The 16286-nt window shown below is 53.8% G+C and carries 12 protein-coding genes; 8 read left to right on the forward strand and 4 right to left on the reverse strand.

Translation table 11 applies throughout. The features are described from left to right. Positions 1-2: 2 nt before the first annotated feature. Positions 3-2432 carry an FAD-dependent oxidoreductase gene (locus tag RAL88_RS02165; RefSeq protein ID WP_306266964.1) on the reverse strand — a complete coding sequence of 810 codons (2430 nt, stop codon included), beginning with the start codon at positions 2430-2432 and terminating at the stop codon, positions 3-5. 109 nt (positions 2433-2541) lie between these two features. Here RAL88_RS02165 and RAL88_RS02170 point away from each other — a divergent pair, with 109 nt between their 5' ends. After that, positions 2542-3303 (forward strand): DeoR/GlpR family DNA-binding transcription regulator, encoded by a 762-nt coding sequence (locus tag RAL88_RS02170; RefSeq protein ID WP_306266965.1) that lies wholly within the window; start codon positions 2542-2544, stop codon positions 3301-3303. 275 nt (positions 3304-3578) lie between these two features. Here RAL88_RS02170 and RAL88_RS02175 read toward each other — a convergent pair whose 3' ends face one another. Further along, on the reverse strand, positions 3579-4718 hold the full coding sequence (locus tag RAL88_RS02175) for an IS4 family transposase (RefSeq protein WP_306264318.1): 1140 nt from the start codon (positions 4716-4718) through the stop codon (positions 3579-3581). Positions 4719-5063: 345 nt separating this feature from the next. Here RAL88_RS02175 and RAL88_RS02180 point away from each other — a divergent pair, with 345 nt between their 5' ends. The 5 genes from RAL88_RS02180 (at position 5064) to RAL88_RS02200 (ending at position 11225) form a co-directional block, all read left to right on the forward strand. Continuing rightward, positions 5064-5852 carry a GntR family transcriptional regulator gene (locus RAL88_RS02180; RefSeq protein WP_306266966.1) on the forward strand — a complete coding sequence of 263 codons (789 nt, stop codon included), beginning with the start codon at positions 5064-5066 and terminating at the stop codon, positions 5850-5852. 110 nt (positions 5853-5962) lie between these two features. After that, positions 5963-7003 (forward strand): TRAP transporter substrate-binding protein, encoded by a 1041-nt coding sequence (locus RAL88_RS02185; RefSeq protein ID WP_306266968.1) that lies wholly within the window; start codon positions 5963-5965, stop codon positions 7001-7003. A 33-nt stretch (positions 7004-7036) separates the two neighbouring features. Continuing rightward, positions 7037-7537 carry a TRAP transporter small permease gene (locus RAL88_RS02190; protein WP_306266970.1) on the forward strand — a complete coding sequence of 167 codons (501 nt, stop codon included), beginning with the start codon at positions 7037-7039 and terminating at the stop codon, positions 7535-7537. A gap of 34 nt (positions 7538-7571) precedes the next feature. Continuing rightward, a complete protein-coding gene (locus RAL88_RS02195) occupies positions 7572-8843 on the forward strand; it encodes a TRAP transporter large permease (RefSeq protein ID WP_306266972.1) in 1272 nt (423 codons plus the stop codon). 57 nt (positions 8844-8900) lie between these two features. Next, positions 8901-11225 (forward strand): DUF3604 domain-containing protein, encoded by a 2325-nt coding sequence (locus RAL88_RS02200; protein ID WP_306266974.1) that lies wholly within the window; start codon positions 8901-8903, stop codon positions 11223-11225. Between the two features lie 292 nt (positions 11226-11517). Here RAL88_RS02200 and RAL88_RS02205 read toward each other — a convergent pair whose 3' ends face one another. Then, on the reverse strand, positions 11518-11874 hold the full coding sequence (locus RAL88_RS02205) for a hypothetical protein (RefSeq protein ID WP_306266975.1): 357 nt from the start codon (positions 11872-11874) through the stop codon (positions 11518-11520). 76 nt (positions 11875-11950) lie between these two features. After that, positions 11951-12433 carry a DNA starvation/stationary phase protection protein Dps gene (dps, locus tag RAL88_RS02210; protein ID WP_306266976.1) on the reverse strand — a complete coding sequence of 161 codons (483 nt, stop codon included), beginning with the start codon at positions 12431-12433 and terminating at the stop codon, positions 11951-11953. Between the two features lie 598 nt (positions 12434-13031). Between dps and RAL88_RS02215 the strand changes: the two genes are divergently transcribed. Both RAL88_RS02215 and traA read left to right on the forward strand, forming a co-directional pair. After that, complete coding sequence (locus RAL88_RS02215; protein WP_306266977.1) at positions 13032-13460, forward strand: hypothetical protein; 429 nt, start codon at positions 13032-13034, stop codon at positions 13458-13460. Next, on the forward strand, positions 13457-16285 hold the full coding sequence (traA, locus tag RAL88_RS02220) for a Ti-type conjugative transfer relaxase TraA (RefSeq protein WP_306266979.1): 2829 nt from the start codon (positions 13457-13459) through the stop codon (positions 16283-16285). The genes RAL88_RS02215 and traA overlap by 4 nt, the downstream gene beginning before the upstream one ends. Position 16286 lies beyond the last annotated feature (1 nt).

Below are 16286 nucleotides of genomic sequence, written 5' to 3' on the forward strand. Positions count from 1 at the left end.
CTTCATGCTTTCAGACGTTCATTGTCCGGGTCGTAAAGCGGCGCGGCAACGCGCCTGATCTTATGCAACTCTCCCATAGCCTCAAGCTCGAAATCCTCCCGCTCCGCCAGAGCTCCTGACAAATACCCCAGAATGATGGTTTTCTCCACGCTTGTGCCATAACCGGCACTGGTCGCCAGAGACACAACCTCACCATCGGCCAGAATGGTTTCCCCGCCAAACAGCGGCAGGTCCGCATCGCACACAAAGCAGCATAATTTGCGATCCGTGCCCTCCTGCTTCTGGCGTTGCAGAACGCTACGGCCGAGAAAATCTCCCTTCGACTTCAAATGCACCCGCCCGGCCAGACCCGCCTCAACCGGCGTGTAATCCGGCGTGATATCGGCGCTCCAGTAGAGATAGGCTTTTTCCAGCCTCAGCGTGTCAATCGCCCGGTAGCCAATATCCCGAATGCCAAACGGCTGGCCGGCATCCCACAACAGATCATAGACATGCTGGGCAAATTCCGTCGGCACATGCAGTTCCCAGCCCAGTTCCCCGACATATCCGATGCGGACAGCGCGCAGCAGCGCAGCGCCGATGGTCAGGCGCTGCATGGTTGCAAACGGAAACGCCTCATTCGATACATCATCGTCGCTGGCAGCTTGCAGAACGTCTCTGGCCTTTGGGCCGCACAGATTGATCACCGCCCAGCCGGATGTGACTTCCACCAGCACCACCGAGCCGTCGGGCGGCAGATTGCGCCTGATCCAGTCGCCATCATGAACCCCGAACCCGGCTCCGGTGATGATGTAAAAATGATCCAGTGCAAGACGCGTAATCGTGACATCTGCCTCAATACCGCCGCGCTCATTGCAAAGCTGGGTATAGATCACCGACCCGATCGGCTTGTCCATATTCGACACGGCAAGGCGCTGCAGCGCCGCAAGCGCGCCCTGCCCGACCAGTTCAAATTTTGAAAAACTGCTCTGGTCAACCAGCGCTACGGCGCTACGCACGGCCTTGTGCTCCTCGGCGACAAACCGTTTCCAGCCCGGTTTCAGGAAATCCAGCTGATCGACCGGCTCCACACCTTGCGGTGCAAACCAGAGCGGTCGTTCCCAGCCGTTCTTCGCGCCGTAAACCGCTCCTTTAGCCTTTAACCGGTCATAGAGCGGGCTTTTGCGAAGATCGCGGGCAACGCTGCTTTCCTGGCCCGGATAGCGCATTTTGTAATGATGTGCATAATGCTCCACAGCGCGGGGATACATGTAATGGCGCGTGCCCTGATGCGGCCCGAAGCGGCGCACATCCAGAGGCCATAAATCCAGTCCCGGCCGGCCTTCGACCAGCCATTCGGCAATCATTTCGCCAGCGCCGCCACCAGCAGCAATGCCGTAGAGGAACCCGGTCGCCAGCATCAGGTTCTTGAAATCCGGCACCGGACCCATGACAAAGTCGCCATCTGCCGAATAGGGTATCGGGCCGTTGATGATCTGGCGGATACCGACCTCATTGACAATCGGCGTGACCTGCGCCGCATGGGCTGCCAGCGGTTCAAAGCGGTCGAGATTTTCCGGCAGCAACTGGCGGACAAAATCACCCGGAATGCCGTGTTCGCCAAACGGCACCGTGTCGTCCTCATAACCGCCAATCACCAGCCGGCCGCCGGCATCCGGCTTGTAGTAAACCAGCCGGTCCGGATCGCGCAATGTCGGCAGCCCCTCGGGAAAGCCCGGTATCGGCTCTGTCACGATATATTGGTGTTCCACCGCGCAGGCCGGGATCAACAGGCCAAGTTTGTGCCCCAACTCCCGGCTCCACATGCCACTGGCAAGGGTGACAGTTTCGGCCTCATAATCGCCGCCAGAGGTCATCACCTTTGTAATTCGGCCATTGCTGACTTCAAAATCATGCACCGTGATTCCCTGGCGAAGCTGCGCGCCATGCATCCGCGCACCAGCAGCAATCGACTGGCACAGGCTCGCCGGATCGACATGACCATCGGAAGGAATATAGGCAGCCCCGGTCAGCCCGTCGGTGTTGATATAGGGAAACAGGATTTTTGCCTCCTGCGGCGAGATAATCTGCATCTCCAGACCGAAACTCCGGGCCATGGTGGCCAGCCGCCGGGCTTCCAGCAGCCGCTCCTGAGACGCCGCAAGGCGCAGGCTTCCGACTTTCTTCCAGTCACAGGCAAGGCCGGTTTCCGCTTCCAGCCGGTCATACAGCGCCACCGAGCGCTGCAGCATGCGTGTCGTGTTGCGGCTGGAACGCAATTGCCCCACCAACCCGGCCGCATGCCATGTCGCGCCTTCGGTCAGCGCGGCTTTTTCCAGCAGCACAACATCCTTCTCACCGGATCTGGCCAGATGATAGGCGATTGAACAGCCAATGATGCCGCCGCCGATGATGAGATGTTTGGCAGAATGCCGGGGAGATGTTTCAGTCATGTCAGGGCACCTTTGGCCGGGATTCGCCAAATTATGCATCCAAATCAACATTTTTCAACTTTTTTGTTGATTTATGTTGATATAACATAGGTTGAGGGAGTGATCCGGAATGACCATGTCAAAATACGAACAGGATATTCGAAATGCGGTCGCACTGCGCGGTTCGGTCAGCGTTGGCGAACTGGCCGAATTGCTGCAGGTTTCCGACCAGACCATTCGCCGCATCGTCAGGCCGATGGTGGATCGCGGCGAAGTGGAAAAGGTGCATGGCGCAATTGTCAGCATGCAGAGCCTCATCGACCCGCCCTTTCTGGCGCGTATGAACCGCAACAAACAGGCCAAGATTGCCATTGCCAACAGGGTCGCGCAGATGATCCAGCCGGGCGATGCAATCGCCATCGACACCGGCTCAACATCGGCCTTCGTGGCGCAGGCGCTGCGCCAGCACCAGGATCTGACCATCGTTACCAATTCAACCTTTATTGCCAGTACCCTGGCCATGGTTCCGGGAAACCGTGTCTATATGGCCGGCTCGGAGCTGCGCAGTCATGATGGCGCCGCTTTCGATCAGGCCGCATATCGCACAATTGCGGCGCATCATACCAAATGGGCGCTGCTGTCCGCCTCTTCTGTGCATCCCCAACGCGGCTTTCTGGTGCAGGAACAATGCGAAGCTGACATGTGCTCGGCGCTGATGGACATCGCCGACCATCACGTCTGGGCCATCGATGCCTCAAAATTCACCGACACTCAGGTCCAGCTCCGCCTGCCGAAACCCGTGCCGGGCAGTACACTGACGACAGATCAAAAGCCCGGCCAGGCCTATTTTCCCATCCTGGCGCAGCTGACAGTTGAAGTGACTGATGCCTGAACAGCGGATCTGGATACCCGGAGCGAAGCCGGCCAAAAATGGCTGATCTTCCATAAAATGTGCATCAGAGCTGGATCCCCGGAACAAGTCCGAGGATGACGGGGTGGGTGCGTGGATGGCGGGGCTGGTCCGTATAAAACGGGGTCGGCCTGAAGACAATAGTTGTGCTCCGAGAATGACAGAAGTGGAATGCACTCACAATTCCGGCTTCTCCCAAAACCCCTCCATCGTCATCCCCGGACTTGTTCCACTACTGTCCGGTTTAACTTTCAGCATCATAACAGCACCATCTGGTGGCTGTTTTTTATGGGTATTGGATCAGGCATCAGCAGGCGATCAATTTGTTTTCGGTGCATGAGATTTGCTCGAATGATGCGGGCGAAAGCCAAGGGCGTTTTGATGGTCGTCTGGGTTTTCTGTGCAAACCGCAACAGCAGGAAGGCAATGAGGGCCACGGCGATTTGAATGCGCAGTGCGTTTTCACTGCGCCCCACACAATGGCGGATTTTCAGAGTTTGCTTGACCCATTTGAAGAACAGTTCAATGGCCCATCGCTGCTTGTAGAGATCGGCGATTTCCTGCGCCGAGGCATCAAGGTCGTTGCTTAAAATGCGGAGAACCTTGCCGGTTGGGGTTTTGAGTTGTACCTCGCGTACCGGGTCGGTGAACCGGGTCTTGCCGTTTTTGGTTCTTTGCGGCAGAAGGCCGATACGGTCCAACAGGATGTCGCCGCCTTCGGGCACATCCAGAACCACCGTTTCCTTCAGCGTTGTATTCTTCTTGAGCCGGGTGACAATCCGGCACCCTGCCTGATCCAGCGTGGCCCACCAGTTAAAGTCATAATATCCCAAGTCAAAAACATAAGTGGCACCCGGTTCAACAGGCATGGCTTTGGCGGGTGTAATGTCATTGACATTGGCAGCGCTCACCTGAGCATAGACGGGATACTCGGCATTGGCATCATAGATGATATGTGCTTTGGCACCGCAAGCCTTGTGGGAAAAGTGGGCCCATTGCGAGCCCATGCCGGACAAGCTTATACCGGTTGCATCAATCAGATAGGTGGCATCTGCGATCTTGCGCCGCATCCCGCGGCCTGCTCGTGCTGCAAGAGTGGCAAACAGGTCAGTAAAAACCTCGCTTGGCCGGGTGGCATTGGCATCAGCCAATGTGGAGCGCTGAACTGGACGGCTTCCCAGATGATAAAGACGGTTTTGGTGGCTGGCCAGCCCGCCAACAAGCTCGCGCAGACTGACAGCGCCTGAAAACTGCGCGTAGAGCATGGCAATAAACTGATCTTTCGTACTCAACCGGCGAATACGATGATCGGATTGGTGCTTGTCCACAAGCCGATTAAACACGCCCCAGGGAACATGCTTCAATATCTCGTGAAATACGCTATTCTCATGCCGCATGGTGTTGACCTCTACTTCGTGTCCATAACGTTCGCTAAACCGTTGGAAACAAGTAGAATCAATACCATGCAACATGTCCACCGATTTTAAACCGGACACCAGTGGACTTGTTCCGGGGATCCAGACTTAACGTGCAGTTTCCCGGTCCCCGCCAAACCATCAGGCGCAAAAAGATAAGACAATCGCTGGTTTAATGATCAATTTCGCCGAAAAAAGTGCTGCTTTTTGTAGCAAACAGCCCAATTGCTCACCAATTTCCCATAATACCTATATAGGACTTGACGCCGTTTAGACCCAAACATACCATAAATCCTATAAGTCCTCTATAGGATACGACCTGGCGCCATGAACAGCACGCAACCGGCCAACACCAATCTGAGCAAACCGGCGAAAGCAAAACACAAACAGATTTCCGAGACCATTTTGCGCGCGATCGAAGATGGTCGATGGATGCCCGGTGATCAATTGCCGTCAGAGGATCAGCTTGCCGGCGAAATGCAGGCCAGTCTGGGGACCATCCAAAGAGCCTTGCGCAGCCTTGTTCAGATGGGCGTTGTCGAGCGCAGCCACGGCCGCGGAACCTTTGTATCCGGTGCACAGGCCCAGGAAGGCCAACTCATGCACTTCCGCTTCATGGCTGAAGGCGGCAAACACCTTCTTCCGGTTTTCTTCAAGATTGTAAGTGTCGAACTGACGTCCGAGAACGGTCCCTGGAGCGCGTTTTTCGGCACCCAGATAAACCAGTATGTGCACATTCACCGGATTGTGTCGGTCAACCAGGAATTCGAAGTTTTCAGCGAGATATATCTGCCTGCTGACCGGTTTTCTGAACTGGCACAGATGAGCGAAGTGACGCTCAACGGTGTGTCGTTTCGAGACATGCTCGCTGAACGATTCAATGCACCCACCCTCAACACACGTCAGATGATGGCATGCCAGCCGCTGCCCCCACGCGTAGCGCGGCAATTGGATGTGCCAGCAGGACAATACGGAATTGTCTGGACGATCGGCGGCATGAGCTACCGTGATGCACCGATCACCTGGCAGCGGATTTTCGTTCCTCCGAGCGACCGGATGATTGAAATCGTACCGGTCTCCCAGAATGGGCGGCCGGATTTCAAAGAGGTCAGCTGAACTGGCGCGATCCTCATAATGCAAGAAAGAGAGTGGGCCTGAAAGCTCATCACATTCGGGTCCGCTTCCCTGGAAGCGGAGACAAAACCATCAACACAGGAGAGTATTCAATGCAATTGTTCATACCCAACCAACCGGAATTCAGACGCGGTCTGCTTCGCTATGCGCGCAAGGCTGTCGTCTCCATCGCCATCTGCGGATTGACCGTCACCGGGGCAATTGCTCAGTCCATGCCGGAAATGAAACTCAAATTCGGACATCCTTACAATGAGAGCCATCCACTGGCCAAAGGCGCTCAGATGTTTGCCGATATGGTGGCCGAAAAAAGTGACGGAAAAATCGAAGTCGAAGTGTTTCCGAATTCCACAATCGGCTCATCACGCGATCTGGTGGAAAGTATCCAGATTGGCGTCGTCGATTTTGCTCTGGTGCCAACAACCAATGTGGCAACCTTCTACCCGCCCCTCGACATCTTCTATCTGCCATTCCTGTTCCGCGATAACGCGCATGCCTATGCGGTCTCTGATGGTCCGGTCGGCCAGAAACTCTATGCCGACATGCTGGAAAAAACCGGCATAAGGACGCTTGGCATGTATGAAAGCGGCTTTCGCACCATCACCACCGCAAAGACCAAGGTGGAAATGCCGGAAGACATGAAAGGCATCAAGTTTCGGGTCGTTAACAATCCGCTGAATGTCGCAACGTTCAAGGCTCTTGGCGCAAATCCGACACCCATGGCCTTGTCAGAAGTCTTTACCGGCCTGCAACAGGGAACGGTTGACGGCCAGGACAATCCAGTTGGCAATGTCAAGGCGTTCGGTTTCGACAAAGTACAGGATTTCATCACCTTGTCGCGCCACCAATGGGCCGGGATCATGTTCCTGGCTGACGACAAAATGTGGCAAGAGCTGCCGACTGACGTGCAGGATATGTTCCAGCAAACTGTAATCGAGACACAGGAATGGGAACGCAAGGAATTGAATGCCGTCGAAGCCAAATATCTGGAAGAAATGGCAGAAGGTGGCATGACGGTCACACGCCTGACACCGGAGCAGACAGAGGCCTTTCAAAAAGCAATGGAACCGGTGTGGACTGAATATCGCGGCAAAATCGGTGAAGAGCTGATTGATGCAGCTGTCAGTGCCGAATAATACCACCAAACCGACACCGTCAGGAGGACAATCATGACCAGCTTGAAGAAAGCTCTTCAGTTATCAGAAAACCTCCTGACGGCACTCTGCGTTGGCGCATTTGCAATCATGTTTGTGCTCGGCATCGCAACAGTCGTGTTCCGCTTTATCATCGAAAGTTCTCTGGCATTTCCTGACGAAGTCATCCGTTACCTTTTCGTCTGGATGATCTTTCTGGGTTCGGCGGTCGCTTTCCGGCGAAAAATGCATGCCAGTATTGGAATCCTGGTGGCGAACCTGCCGGTGACCGTTCGGCGTTACGCCATTCTGGGTTCCACACTAGCCAGCGGGATCTTCTTTGGCCTGATCCTGTGGAGTGGATATCTGTTGACCGCGCGCACCGTGCCACAGATTTCGCCGGCCCTCGAAATCTCGATGGCCTGGGTCTATGCCGCCATTCCGGTGGGAATGGCGTTTCTCGTGATTTACGCCCTGGAACTGTTTTACCTGCAATGGATCGCGCCTGACAAAGACCTCCTTGCCGAAGATCTATAACCATGTCCTTTGACCCGTTCCGGAAAACCCCATCATGACCACAACAGCCATTTTCGGTTCCCTGGTACTTTTAATGCTGTTGCGTGTACCAATTGCGGTCGCATTGGGCCTGTCGAGTGTTATTGGCCTGTTGATGAGCGGCATCAGTCTGGAAATCGTAACCCAGCGCATGTTTGCCACGAATAACTCATTTCCCCTTCTGGCCATTCCATTCTTCATACTAGCAGGCGAGATCATGTCCACAGGCGGCATGTCGCGGCGGCTGGTCGACTTCGCATATTCGCTGGTGGGGCATCTGACCGGCGGTCTTGGGGCCGTGGCCATTCTGGGGTCCAGTTTCTTTGCCGCCCTGTCAGGGTCCAATGCCGCAACCGTGGCCGCCATCGGCGGCGTTATGAACCAGCCGATGGAAGAGAAAGGCTACCGGCCTCAATATACCGCAGCGACAATCGCCGCGGCGGGCGTGACCGGCATGATCATACCACCGTCAATCCTGCTTATTCTGTACGGTGTCGTCACCGGCGTCTCGATTGCCGATCTGTTCCTGGCGGGCCTGTTTCCCGGCATCCTGATTTGTGTTTCCCTGTTGTTGCTGAACCGCTATCTCAGCGGCCGCGAAGCCATCGAGCGAACCGACTTTCAAGGCGCAAGCGAAATCTGGCGCAGCTTCAAGCGCGCATTCTGGCCATTGCTGATGCCGGTCATCATTCTGTCCGGCATATATGGCGGCGTTTTCACACCGACAGAGGCGGCCATTGTCGCAACCCTGTATGGATTGATTGTCGGTGCTGCCTATCGGGAGCTGACCTTTTCCAGTCTCGGCAAGGCGTTTTCGCGCGCCGTGCTTTCCTCTGCCGTTGTCATGTTCATCATGAATGCTGCGGGTGTTTTTGCCTGGCTCATTACCATCAATCAAATCCCGCAGAATATTTCTGCCTATCTGGCGGATGTTGCCGGCAGTCAGATCGTTTATCTGCTGTTCGTCAATGTATTCCTGTTGGTCGTTGGCTGTATGATGAATGCGGCTGCGGCCATTGTCATCTTTACCGCAATTCTATTCCCGGCAGCCATGAGCTTTGGTATTGATCCCGTGCTGTTCGGCATCATTGTGTCCGTCAATCTCAGCATCGGCACAGTCACTCCGCCTCTCGGCGTCGATCTTTTCATCGCCTCGGCGATTACCAAAGTATCGATTGAGCGCATCGTTGCGGCGATCTGGCCGTATATTCTGGTTCTCATACTGGATTTGCTGCTGATTACCTATATCCCGCCAATCTCGCTCCTGCTTGTTCAAATTTTTGGCTAGAGCACATTTTTTGAATATTGAATCATCGCCTGAAGCTGCAAAAACGGAATGTTTGTCATGACCGATCAAAATTACGCCGAAACTCATCCTAAAAATGACTGGGACACCATCAACAGCGGGGTGATCCGTCAGGCGATCGAGCCCTCCCGTCTTGGCACCGCAAAGATTTCGCCTGACGGTTCCTTTGAGGCGGGATCATACGCGTCTTTCGCCCTGACCTACACGGCCGGCACCTTCGGGATTGACGATTCCGGCAGTCTGCGCATCTGCTTTCGATTTGCCTCTGATCAGGGAAACCCGCAGTTTGACCATCCGGAACGGGAAAATTATTGCACGGTAACTGCGTCCAATGGCGCCCTGCTCCAACTTCGCTGGGACCCGAAGGGCAATGTGCGGCCCTGGGACAGAACGTTGTGGATTAAAGTCGTCAAAGGCTTCCTTCAGGAAGGCGACCAAATCGTCATTCGGTTCGGCGTGCTGGATTTCGGTAGCCCGGGCATGCGGCTTCAGACGTTCTGCGAAGACACATTTGAATTCAGGGTCCTGGTCGATCCGGTTGCGACATTCAATTTTCAACCCCTGCCCGTCCAGCCGACGATTGCTATCGTGCCTGGCAGGCCGGAACGCTATGTCGCGGTTCTGCCGACCTGTTGCCGCCCCAACGAGACATTCGCCCTGAAAATCAAGGGAGAAGACAAATGGGGCAATCCATCTGACCAATGCGAAGGCAGTTTCACAGTGGATGGCGGCGGCAAGATTGAGGGTCTGCCGGAGACAGCAACTTTTGCAAAAGGTGACTGTGCGCTTGTCATTCCCGGATTGTCGGTGACAAACACCGGTGCAGTCTCTGTCACACTCCGAACGCAAGACGGGGAAATCGCCGCAGTGACGAACCCCCTGATTGTAGAAAATCGTGCGCTCGTCCACTTCTGGGGAGATATGCACGGCCAGTCGGAAGAGACAATCGGCACAGGCAGTGCGCACGACTATTTTGCCTTTGCCAGAGACTGCGCCTTTGTCGATGCCTGCGGCCACCAGGGTAACGACTTCCAGATCAGTGACGGGTTCTGGAACGAATTGAACCGCATCACTGCAAAATTCGACGCGCCTGGCAATTTCGTCGCCCTGCCTGGCTATGAATGGTCCGGTAACACCTCGTTGGGCGGGGACAGAAATGTATACTTTCCCACCGAAGGACGGACGATACGCCGGTCATCGCATGCGCTGATTGAAAACGGGGATGCCAGCGATACCGATTGCACCACCGCTGCAGCCCTGTTTGATGCATTTGCCGGGAACGCAGAGTTTGATGTTGTCTGCTATGCCCATTGCGGCGGGCGCTACGCCGATATTGCCGTAGCCCATGACGGTCGGTTTGAGCGCTCGGTAGAGGTCCATTCCTCATGGGGAACCTTTGAATGGCTCCTCCATGATGCCTTTAAACTGGGTTACCGGGTTGGCGTGGTTGCAAATTCCGATGGCCACAAGGGGCGGCCGGGTGCCAGCTATCCCGGTGCCGGAAAATTTGGCGCCATTGGCGGATTGACCTGCTTTAACACCGCCGAACTGTCCCGCGAAGCACTTCTGGACTGCATGCGCAAACGCCGCCACTACGGCACGACGGGCGGCGATGCCGGCCGCATGATCATTGATGTGAGCGCCACTTTTGAAACGCCCGGCAAGCTCTATCATGATGATCCAAAGCTGTTTGATACCAAGGGCATATCAACCAACAGCGCCATGATGGGCGACATTGTCCATCTGCCGCAAGGTGATGCGGAAATTGCGGTCTCTGTGACAACAAGTTCGCCGATTATCCGGATCGATATTTTCAATGGTCTTGAGCTGGTCGAGACCGTTCGTCCCTACACAGAAGATGATCTGGGCTCGCGCATCCGCCTGCACTGGGAAGGCGCCGAATATCGTGGCCGGTTCCGCGAAGTCATCTGGGACGGCTGCGCCACAATTGCGGGAAATACGATCAAGCAGATTCAGCCGGTTAATTTCCTCAATCGGGACAAGACGCTGGATCAGATCAGCGACCACAAAATCAGTTGGCGCGCGCTGACCACCGGAAACTTCGGCGGAGCTGATTTGGCGCTCGCGGATGCTGGTGCCGGGACACTGTCCATCAGCACTCCACTTGTGGAAACCAACATTGCCATCGCCGATATCGGCATCGAAGACAGTGTGTTCGATGCCTCCGGAGACCTGCCTCGTTTCCTGAAAGTTTTCCGGCTACCGGATATCAATCCGCATTTGTCATTTTCATTCACCCGCAAACTTGACCTCAAGCCCGATGGCGATAACCCGATCTATATACGGCTGGAACAGGAAGACGGCACGCGCGCTTGGACAAGTCCAATCTATCTGTTCCGGTAAGGCGCTTTTTCAACCGAGATTGACGTCAAGCGGTTGTCATTCGCAAGATGTGCACCATAGCTGGATCCTCGGAACAAGTCCGAGGACGACGCTGGAGGGGTGCCAGGAAAGACCGGAAACGTGAATTCTTCCCAATCCCCTCCTACTCAGACCAATTCCCGCCATCCTCAACCCAATCCCGTCGGCCTCGCACCAAACCCGTCTTCCTCGGACTTGTTCCGAGGATCCAGATTTACCGCGCGATGTCCGGTCTCCTCGCAACCTTCCGGCACATAGCGAACCGGCAAAAGTCCTAATCCGGTTCCTGTTCGTCCAAAGCCTGGCCATCGGAACGCGACGCACTATCCATGCCCAGCGTTTCGCGCGATCCAGTTTCATCCGCACTGCCATCATCAAGTTGCGCCAGCGCATCCTCCACTGAGCGCAGCAAGTCGACATGGTCGTTTCCCAGATCAACGTTGACGCGCGCGCGCAACTCATCGCGCAGTTCCAGCAATTGTGCGCGCCGCGTTTCCAGCGGCTCACTGGAATACAGCAATGCATTCATGTCGTCGGCCGTGAGGCTGCGGCCCATGCCGCTGGAATCGCCATCGCCTCCGATCTGAACATCAATCGGATCGACCACATTACTGGTTTCTCTCATTGTCATGTCATGTTTTCCTTTGCGTTGCGAAGGTGAGTTGGCCCGAACCCAATATGGCCTGTGCCCGGCGTCTGCTCGCCTTCTATTTCGGCTGCGCGTTGGCGCCGATGAACCATGCATCCTTGTCCACGGTGCGGCTGATCCCGGTAAACAGATCCGCTGTGTCTTCATCACCGGCTTCGCCAGCGGTCTCGATAGCATCACGCAAGCATTTGCCGAGCTGCCGGAAGCGTTCTGTCAGTTCAGTGACGTGATCTTTGATTTTGACGATGTTAGTGGGATACGGCTCCAGAGTGGTTTCGCTGGCAACGATCTGTATGGTGCCCTTGGCAAAGCCGCCCAGAATAACAGCCCGTTCCGCCATCAGATCGGCACATTCGCGCAGATGATCCGCGACGACGTCGAGCAATTCATGCACGCCGATAAAGCCCGGACCCTTGAGATTCCAGTGGGCCTGTTTGACCGCTGTGGTGAGATCGATGGTATCTGCCAGCCGCTCGTTCAAAAGGCCAATCATCTTTTGGCGTGTATTATCGTTCAGTCCTTCGGCAAAGTTTTCTGGCATGGTGGTCCCTCATTATGCGTATTGATCGTCCGCGCAACAGCGCTAAAGGGCAACGCCAGAGCGCAGAACTGGTTCCCGAGTTTCTGGACCCCGTCCTGCAAGCCGGAAGGAATGGAATTTGATCTGACACAGAAGTTTAGCTCTGGATGCCGCCTCACAGATTCCGAACAGCCTGAAGATGAGGACATGCTTGCGTCAGGCCCGGATAATTCGGAAGTCTAACCGAATTGAGAAACGCCGTTCCGGTTCCCAAAGCTTTCCCGAACTTGCGGAGAAAATGCGCAAGAAGTTGGCTGCTAAATCATGGAAAAAGTTGGCTGGCTCTGAAGTACTAAATTCGAACCAATTATTTGACGAATTGACTCGGTGGGATGATGTTCTAAAGAACATATCTCCGCCGGAAAACTAGAATTTTTTGCGGCAATTCTACCCACAACTAAAACCACTCCCGGGAATAGACGATAGCGTTATCCTGGATGGCGGGGCGTGAAACCGCCTCTGTTTTCTTACACATTTAAACCCATATTTGATCCCGATTGATCTGTAGGTGCGGCGCTGATGCGCCCCTATGGAACTTTCGCGATCCGGCACACTCATCATGACAAACAACAAACACAATAAGAACGCTGAAAAGTGTTCGCCCCTCTCTGTGCGCGTGACGCCAGAGGAACGGCGGGCGCTTTTGGATGCGGCAGGCGATTTGCGGCTCAGTGATTTTGTCCGTGGCCGATTGTTTGGCTCGATTGAACATGATGGTTTAACCGAGAATTACAGCCACTCTTTGCGCTTGTCGCCTCTGGAGCGTCAAAGATTACTCGCACAGATATTGGCGAAACTGGGCGAAACTTCTGCTTTGCAATCCTTGCAGGATTTAGCAGAAGCCGCGCAGCTTGGCTTGTTGCCTTTGTCTCCAGATGTGCTTGATCAAGTGGATAGCGCCTGTTCTGAAATCAGTTCCATGCGCTTATCGCTGATGAAAGCACTTGGTTTGCGTCCTTCCTCAAACAAGGAGGGCAAAGGCACATGATTTTAAAAGGTTCCGAACGCGGTAATGCCCGCCAGTTAGCAGACCATCTTTTGAACGTGATGGATAATGATCATGTGGATGTGCATCGCCTTCAAGGTTTTATCGCCAATGATGTGCATGGGGCATTTGAAGAAATTCATGCCATTAGTAAAGCGACGAACTGCAAGAAATTTCTGTTCTCCCTGTCCCTGTCGCCACCCTCCAACGAAATGGTGAGGGTTGAGGATTTTGAAGCGGTGATAGATCAGGCAATGGAACGGTTGGGACTGGCAGATCAGCCTCACGTAATCATTTTTCATGAGAAGAACGGCAGACGACATGCCCATCTGGTTGTATCTCGCATTGATACAAAAAAGCTGAGGGCCATCACTCTATCGTTCTATAAGGAGCGGCTAAATGCCTTGGGCAGAGAAATCTATCTATCTCATGGGTGGGATATGCCGGATGGGTTCACCGATCGTATCATCAACGATCCTTTGAATTTCGGGCTGGAGGAATGGCAAACGTCCAAGCGTGCCAAACGCGACCCAAAAGCCCTTAAATCAATAATGCGCGATTGTTGGGCACGGTCGGATGATCAGGTATCTTTTGAAGCCGCCTTGAAAGAACAAGGCTTTTGGTTAGCACGCGGTGACAAGCGCAGTTTTGTAGCGATTGACCACAAAGGCACTATCTATTCTCTCTCCCGATGGTTGGGCGTTAAACCCCAGGAGCTAAAAACCCGCCTTGGTACACCAGGTGCGCTGCCTTCCATTGAAGAGCGGTTGACAGAAATCAGTGCCACATTTGATGGCGCACAGGGCGATAAAGCGGAAGCCGCCGAAACCAATTATGCCGATCAGATGGATGGCTTGCAGCAACAACGCCAACGGATTGTTGAACGCCAACGATTAGAACGGCTCGATCTTAAATCCATACAACAATCGCGGCGGATAGAAGAAGCCAAGGCCCGTAGCCTGAAACTGAACACGGGTATTCGCGGTCTGTGGGATCGTCTAACTGGAAATCATCAAAAGTTCATTGCTGAGAACAAAGCCATTCTTGAAAGCACCGCCGCGCGTGATCGTTTGGAACAACAAGAACTTATTGAAGGTCACAAGGGTGAAAGACAACAGCTACAGACGCATATCGACCGCCTATCGAAGCATCAGGAAATTGGTCGGGCTGACTTAGCCGCAAAAATTGGCTCTGCGTGTCACAATCCCGATATTGCCGACATAGCAAAACGTATTCATGAAAAGCCTGAAACGCTGCTGGATATCATCACCAAGGAAAAAAGTGTCTTCAGCGAAAAAGACATTGAGAGTTACTTGGGCAAATACATTCCAGATATGGTTGATCGGCAGGCGACCAAATCCGCCATTATGAACTCCGCTCATCTTGTTGGCCTGACAGATGGCGAAAACAGACAAACAAATATCCGTTATTCAACCCACGATCAGGTCAACCTGGAACACGGAATGGTGCACACAGTCAAAATTATGGCCGACAGCGACAAGCATGCGGTTCACCCGCGGCTGATTGCCGAAGCCATCAAACACCAAAACACACAGCTTAAAAAAACGGTCAGGGGATCACTCAGTGATGAGCAGAGTGAAGCAATCAGCCATATCACAGGCAAAGAACAAATTTCTGCAATTGTTGGCCTGGCTGGTTCTGGTAAAAGCACCATGCTTGCAGCGGCAAAGGACGCATGGGAAGCTCAGGGATATCGTGTGTTAGGGGCGGCGCTTGCGGGAAAGGCTGCTGATGGCCTCCAAAATGCCTCCGGCATCAAAAGTCGCACGCTTGCTTCTTATGAAATGAGTTGGCGCAATGGGCGTCATGAGCTTAGCGAAAACGATGTTCTTGTTATAGATGAAGCAGGGATGATTGGGTCACGACAAATGGCGCGATTTGTCGCCCATGCCAAATCAAAAGGCGCGAAACTTGTACTTGTTGGTGATCCGGCTCAGCTTCAAGCTATTGGTGCCGGTGCGCCTTTTCGCACCATTTCTGAACGCATCGGCTTTGCTGAACTCGAACATATACGCAGACAACGCGTTGACTGGCAGTGTGAAGCTTCACTGAATTTAGCCCGTGGTTCGGTGGCGGAAGCGTTGCATTCTTATGATACCCACGCCGCTATTACATTCACGCAAAACAGCGACAATGCCATTGCTGAATTAGTGGAAGACTATATGGCGGATTGTGATTTTGGCGAGACTTCTGCAACACGCATTGCGCTGACGCATCGCCGGGCTGATGTAAAAACGATCAATGAGTCAATTCGCCAGCGTTGGAAAGATCGGGGTAAACTTGCGAATGAAACAATCATTGAAACCGAAAATGGCACACGTAGCTTTGCCAGTGGTGATCGCATTCTCTTCACGCAAAATGAGCATGCTCTGGGCGTAAAAAATGGCACGCTCGGCACGCTTTTGCACATGGATGGTGACAAACTGACAATTCGACTTGATGATCAGGAAAAGAATTCAAATGCCAGATCAATTAGTATAAATCTGCATGACTATGCCGCCCTTGATCATGGTTATGCCACCACCATCCACAAAAGCCAGGGCTGTACGGTCGACAGTGCTTTCGTTCTCGCAGCACCCAGCATGGATAGAAATCTCACCTATGTCGCTCTTTCACGCCATAGGGAGAGCGCAAAACTTTATGCGGGACATGACGCATTCAAAGACATGCGTGCCTTGACGCGAAAACTGGCAAGAAAACGAGAAAAAGAAATGACGCTGGACTATCAAGTGGAAGAGCGCCGACACGAAAAATTCCACACGGAACTGTCCAATAATCGCGGTCATTTGCAACCGGAAATGTGTTAAG

This window comes from Pararhizobium sp. IMCC3301 (assembly GCF_030758315.1).
Classification (GTDB): domain Bacteria; phylum Pseudomonadota; class Alphaproteobacteria; order Rhizobiales.

Coding starts and splice junctions, on each gene's coding strand:
- RAL88_RS02165 (WP_306266964.1), bottom strand. CDS start 2,432: ATGACTGAAACATCTCCCCGGCATTCTGCCAAACATCTCATCATCGGC.
- RAL88_RS02170 (WP_306266965.1), top strand. CDS start 2,542: ATGACCATGTCAAAATACGAACAGGATATTCGAAATGCGGTCGCACTG.
- RAL88_RS02175 (WP_306264318.1), bottom strand. CDS start 4,718: ATGCGGCATGAGAATAGCGTATTTCACGAGATATTGAAGCATGTTCCC.
- RAL88_RS02180 (WP_306266966.1), top strand. CDS start 5,064: ATGAACAGCACGCAACCGGCCAACACCAATCTGAGCAAACCGGCGAAA.
- RAL88_RS02185 (WP_306266968.1), top strand. CDS start 5,963: ATGCAATTGTTCATACCCAACCAACCGGAATTCAGACGCGGTCTGCTT.
- RAL88_RS02190 (WP_306266970.1), top strand. CDS start 7,037: ATGACCAGCTTGAAGAAAGCTCTTCAGTTATCAGAAAACCTCCTGACG.
- RAL88_RS02195 (WP_306266972.1), top strand. CDS start 7,572: ATGACCACAACAGCCATTTTCGGTTCCCTGGTACTTTTAATGCTGTTG.
- RAL88_RS02200 (WP_306266974.1), top strand. CDS start 8,901: ATGACCGATCAAAATTACGCCGAAACTCATCCTAAAAATGACTGGGAC.
- RAL88_RS02205 (WP_306266975.1), bottom strand. CDS start 11,874: ATGACAATGAGAGAAACCAGTAATGTGGTCGATCCGATTGATGTTCAG.
- dps (WP_306266976.1), bottom strand. CDS start 12,433: ATGCCAGAAAACTTTGCCGAAGGACTGAACGATAATACACGCCAAAAG.
- RAL88_RS02215 (WP_306266977.1), top strand. CDS start 13,032: ATGACAAACAACAAACACAATAAGAACGCTGAAAAGTGTTCGCCCCTC.
- traA (WP_306266979.1), top strand. CDS start 13,457: ATGATTTTAAAAGGTTCCGAACGCGGTAATGCCCGCCAGTTAGCAGAC.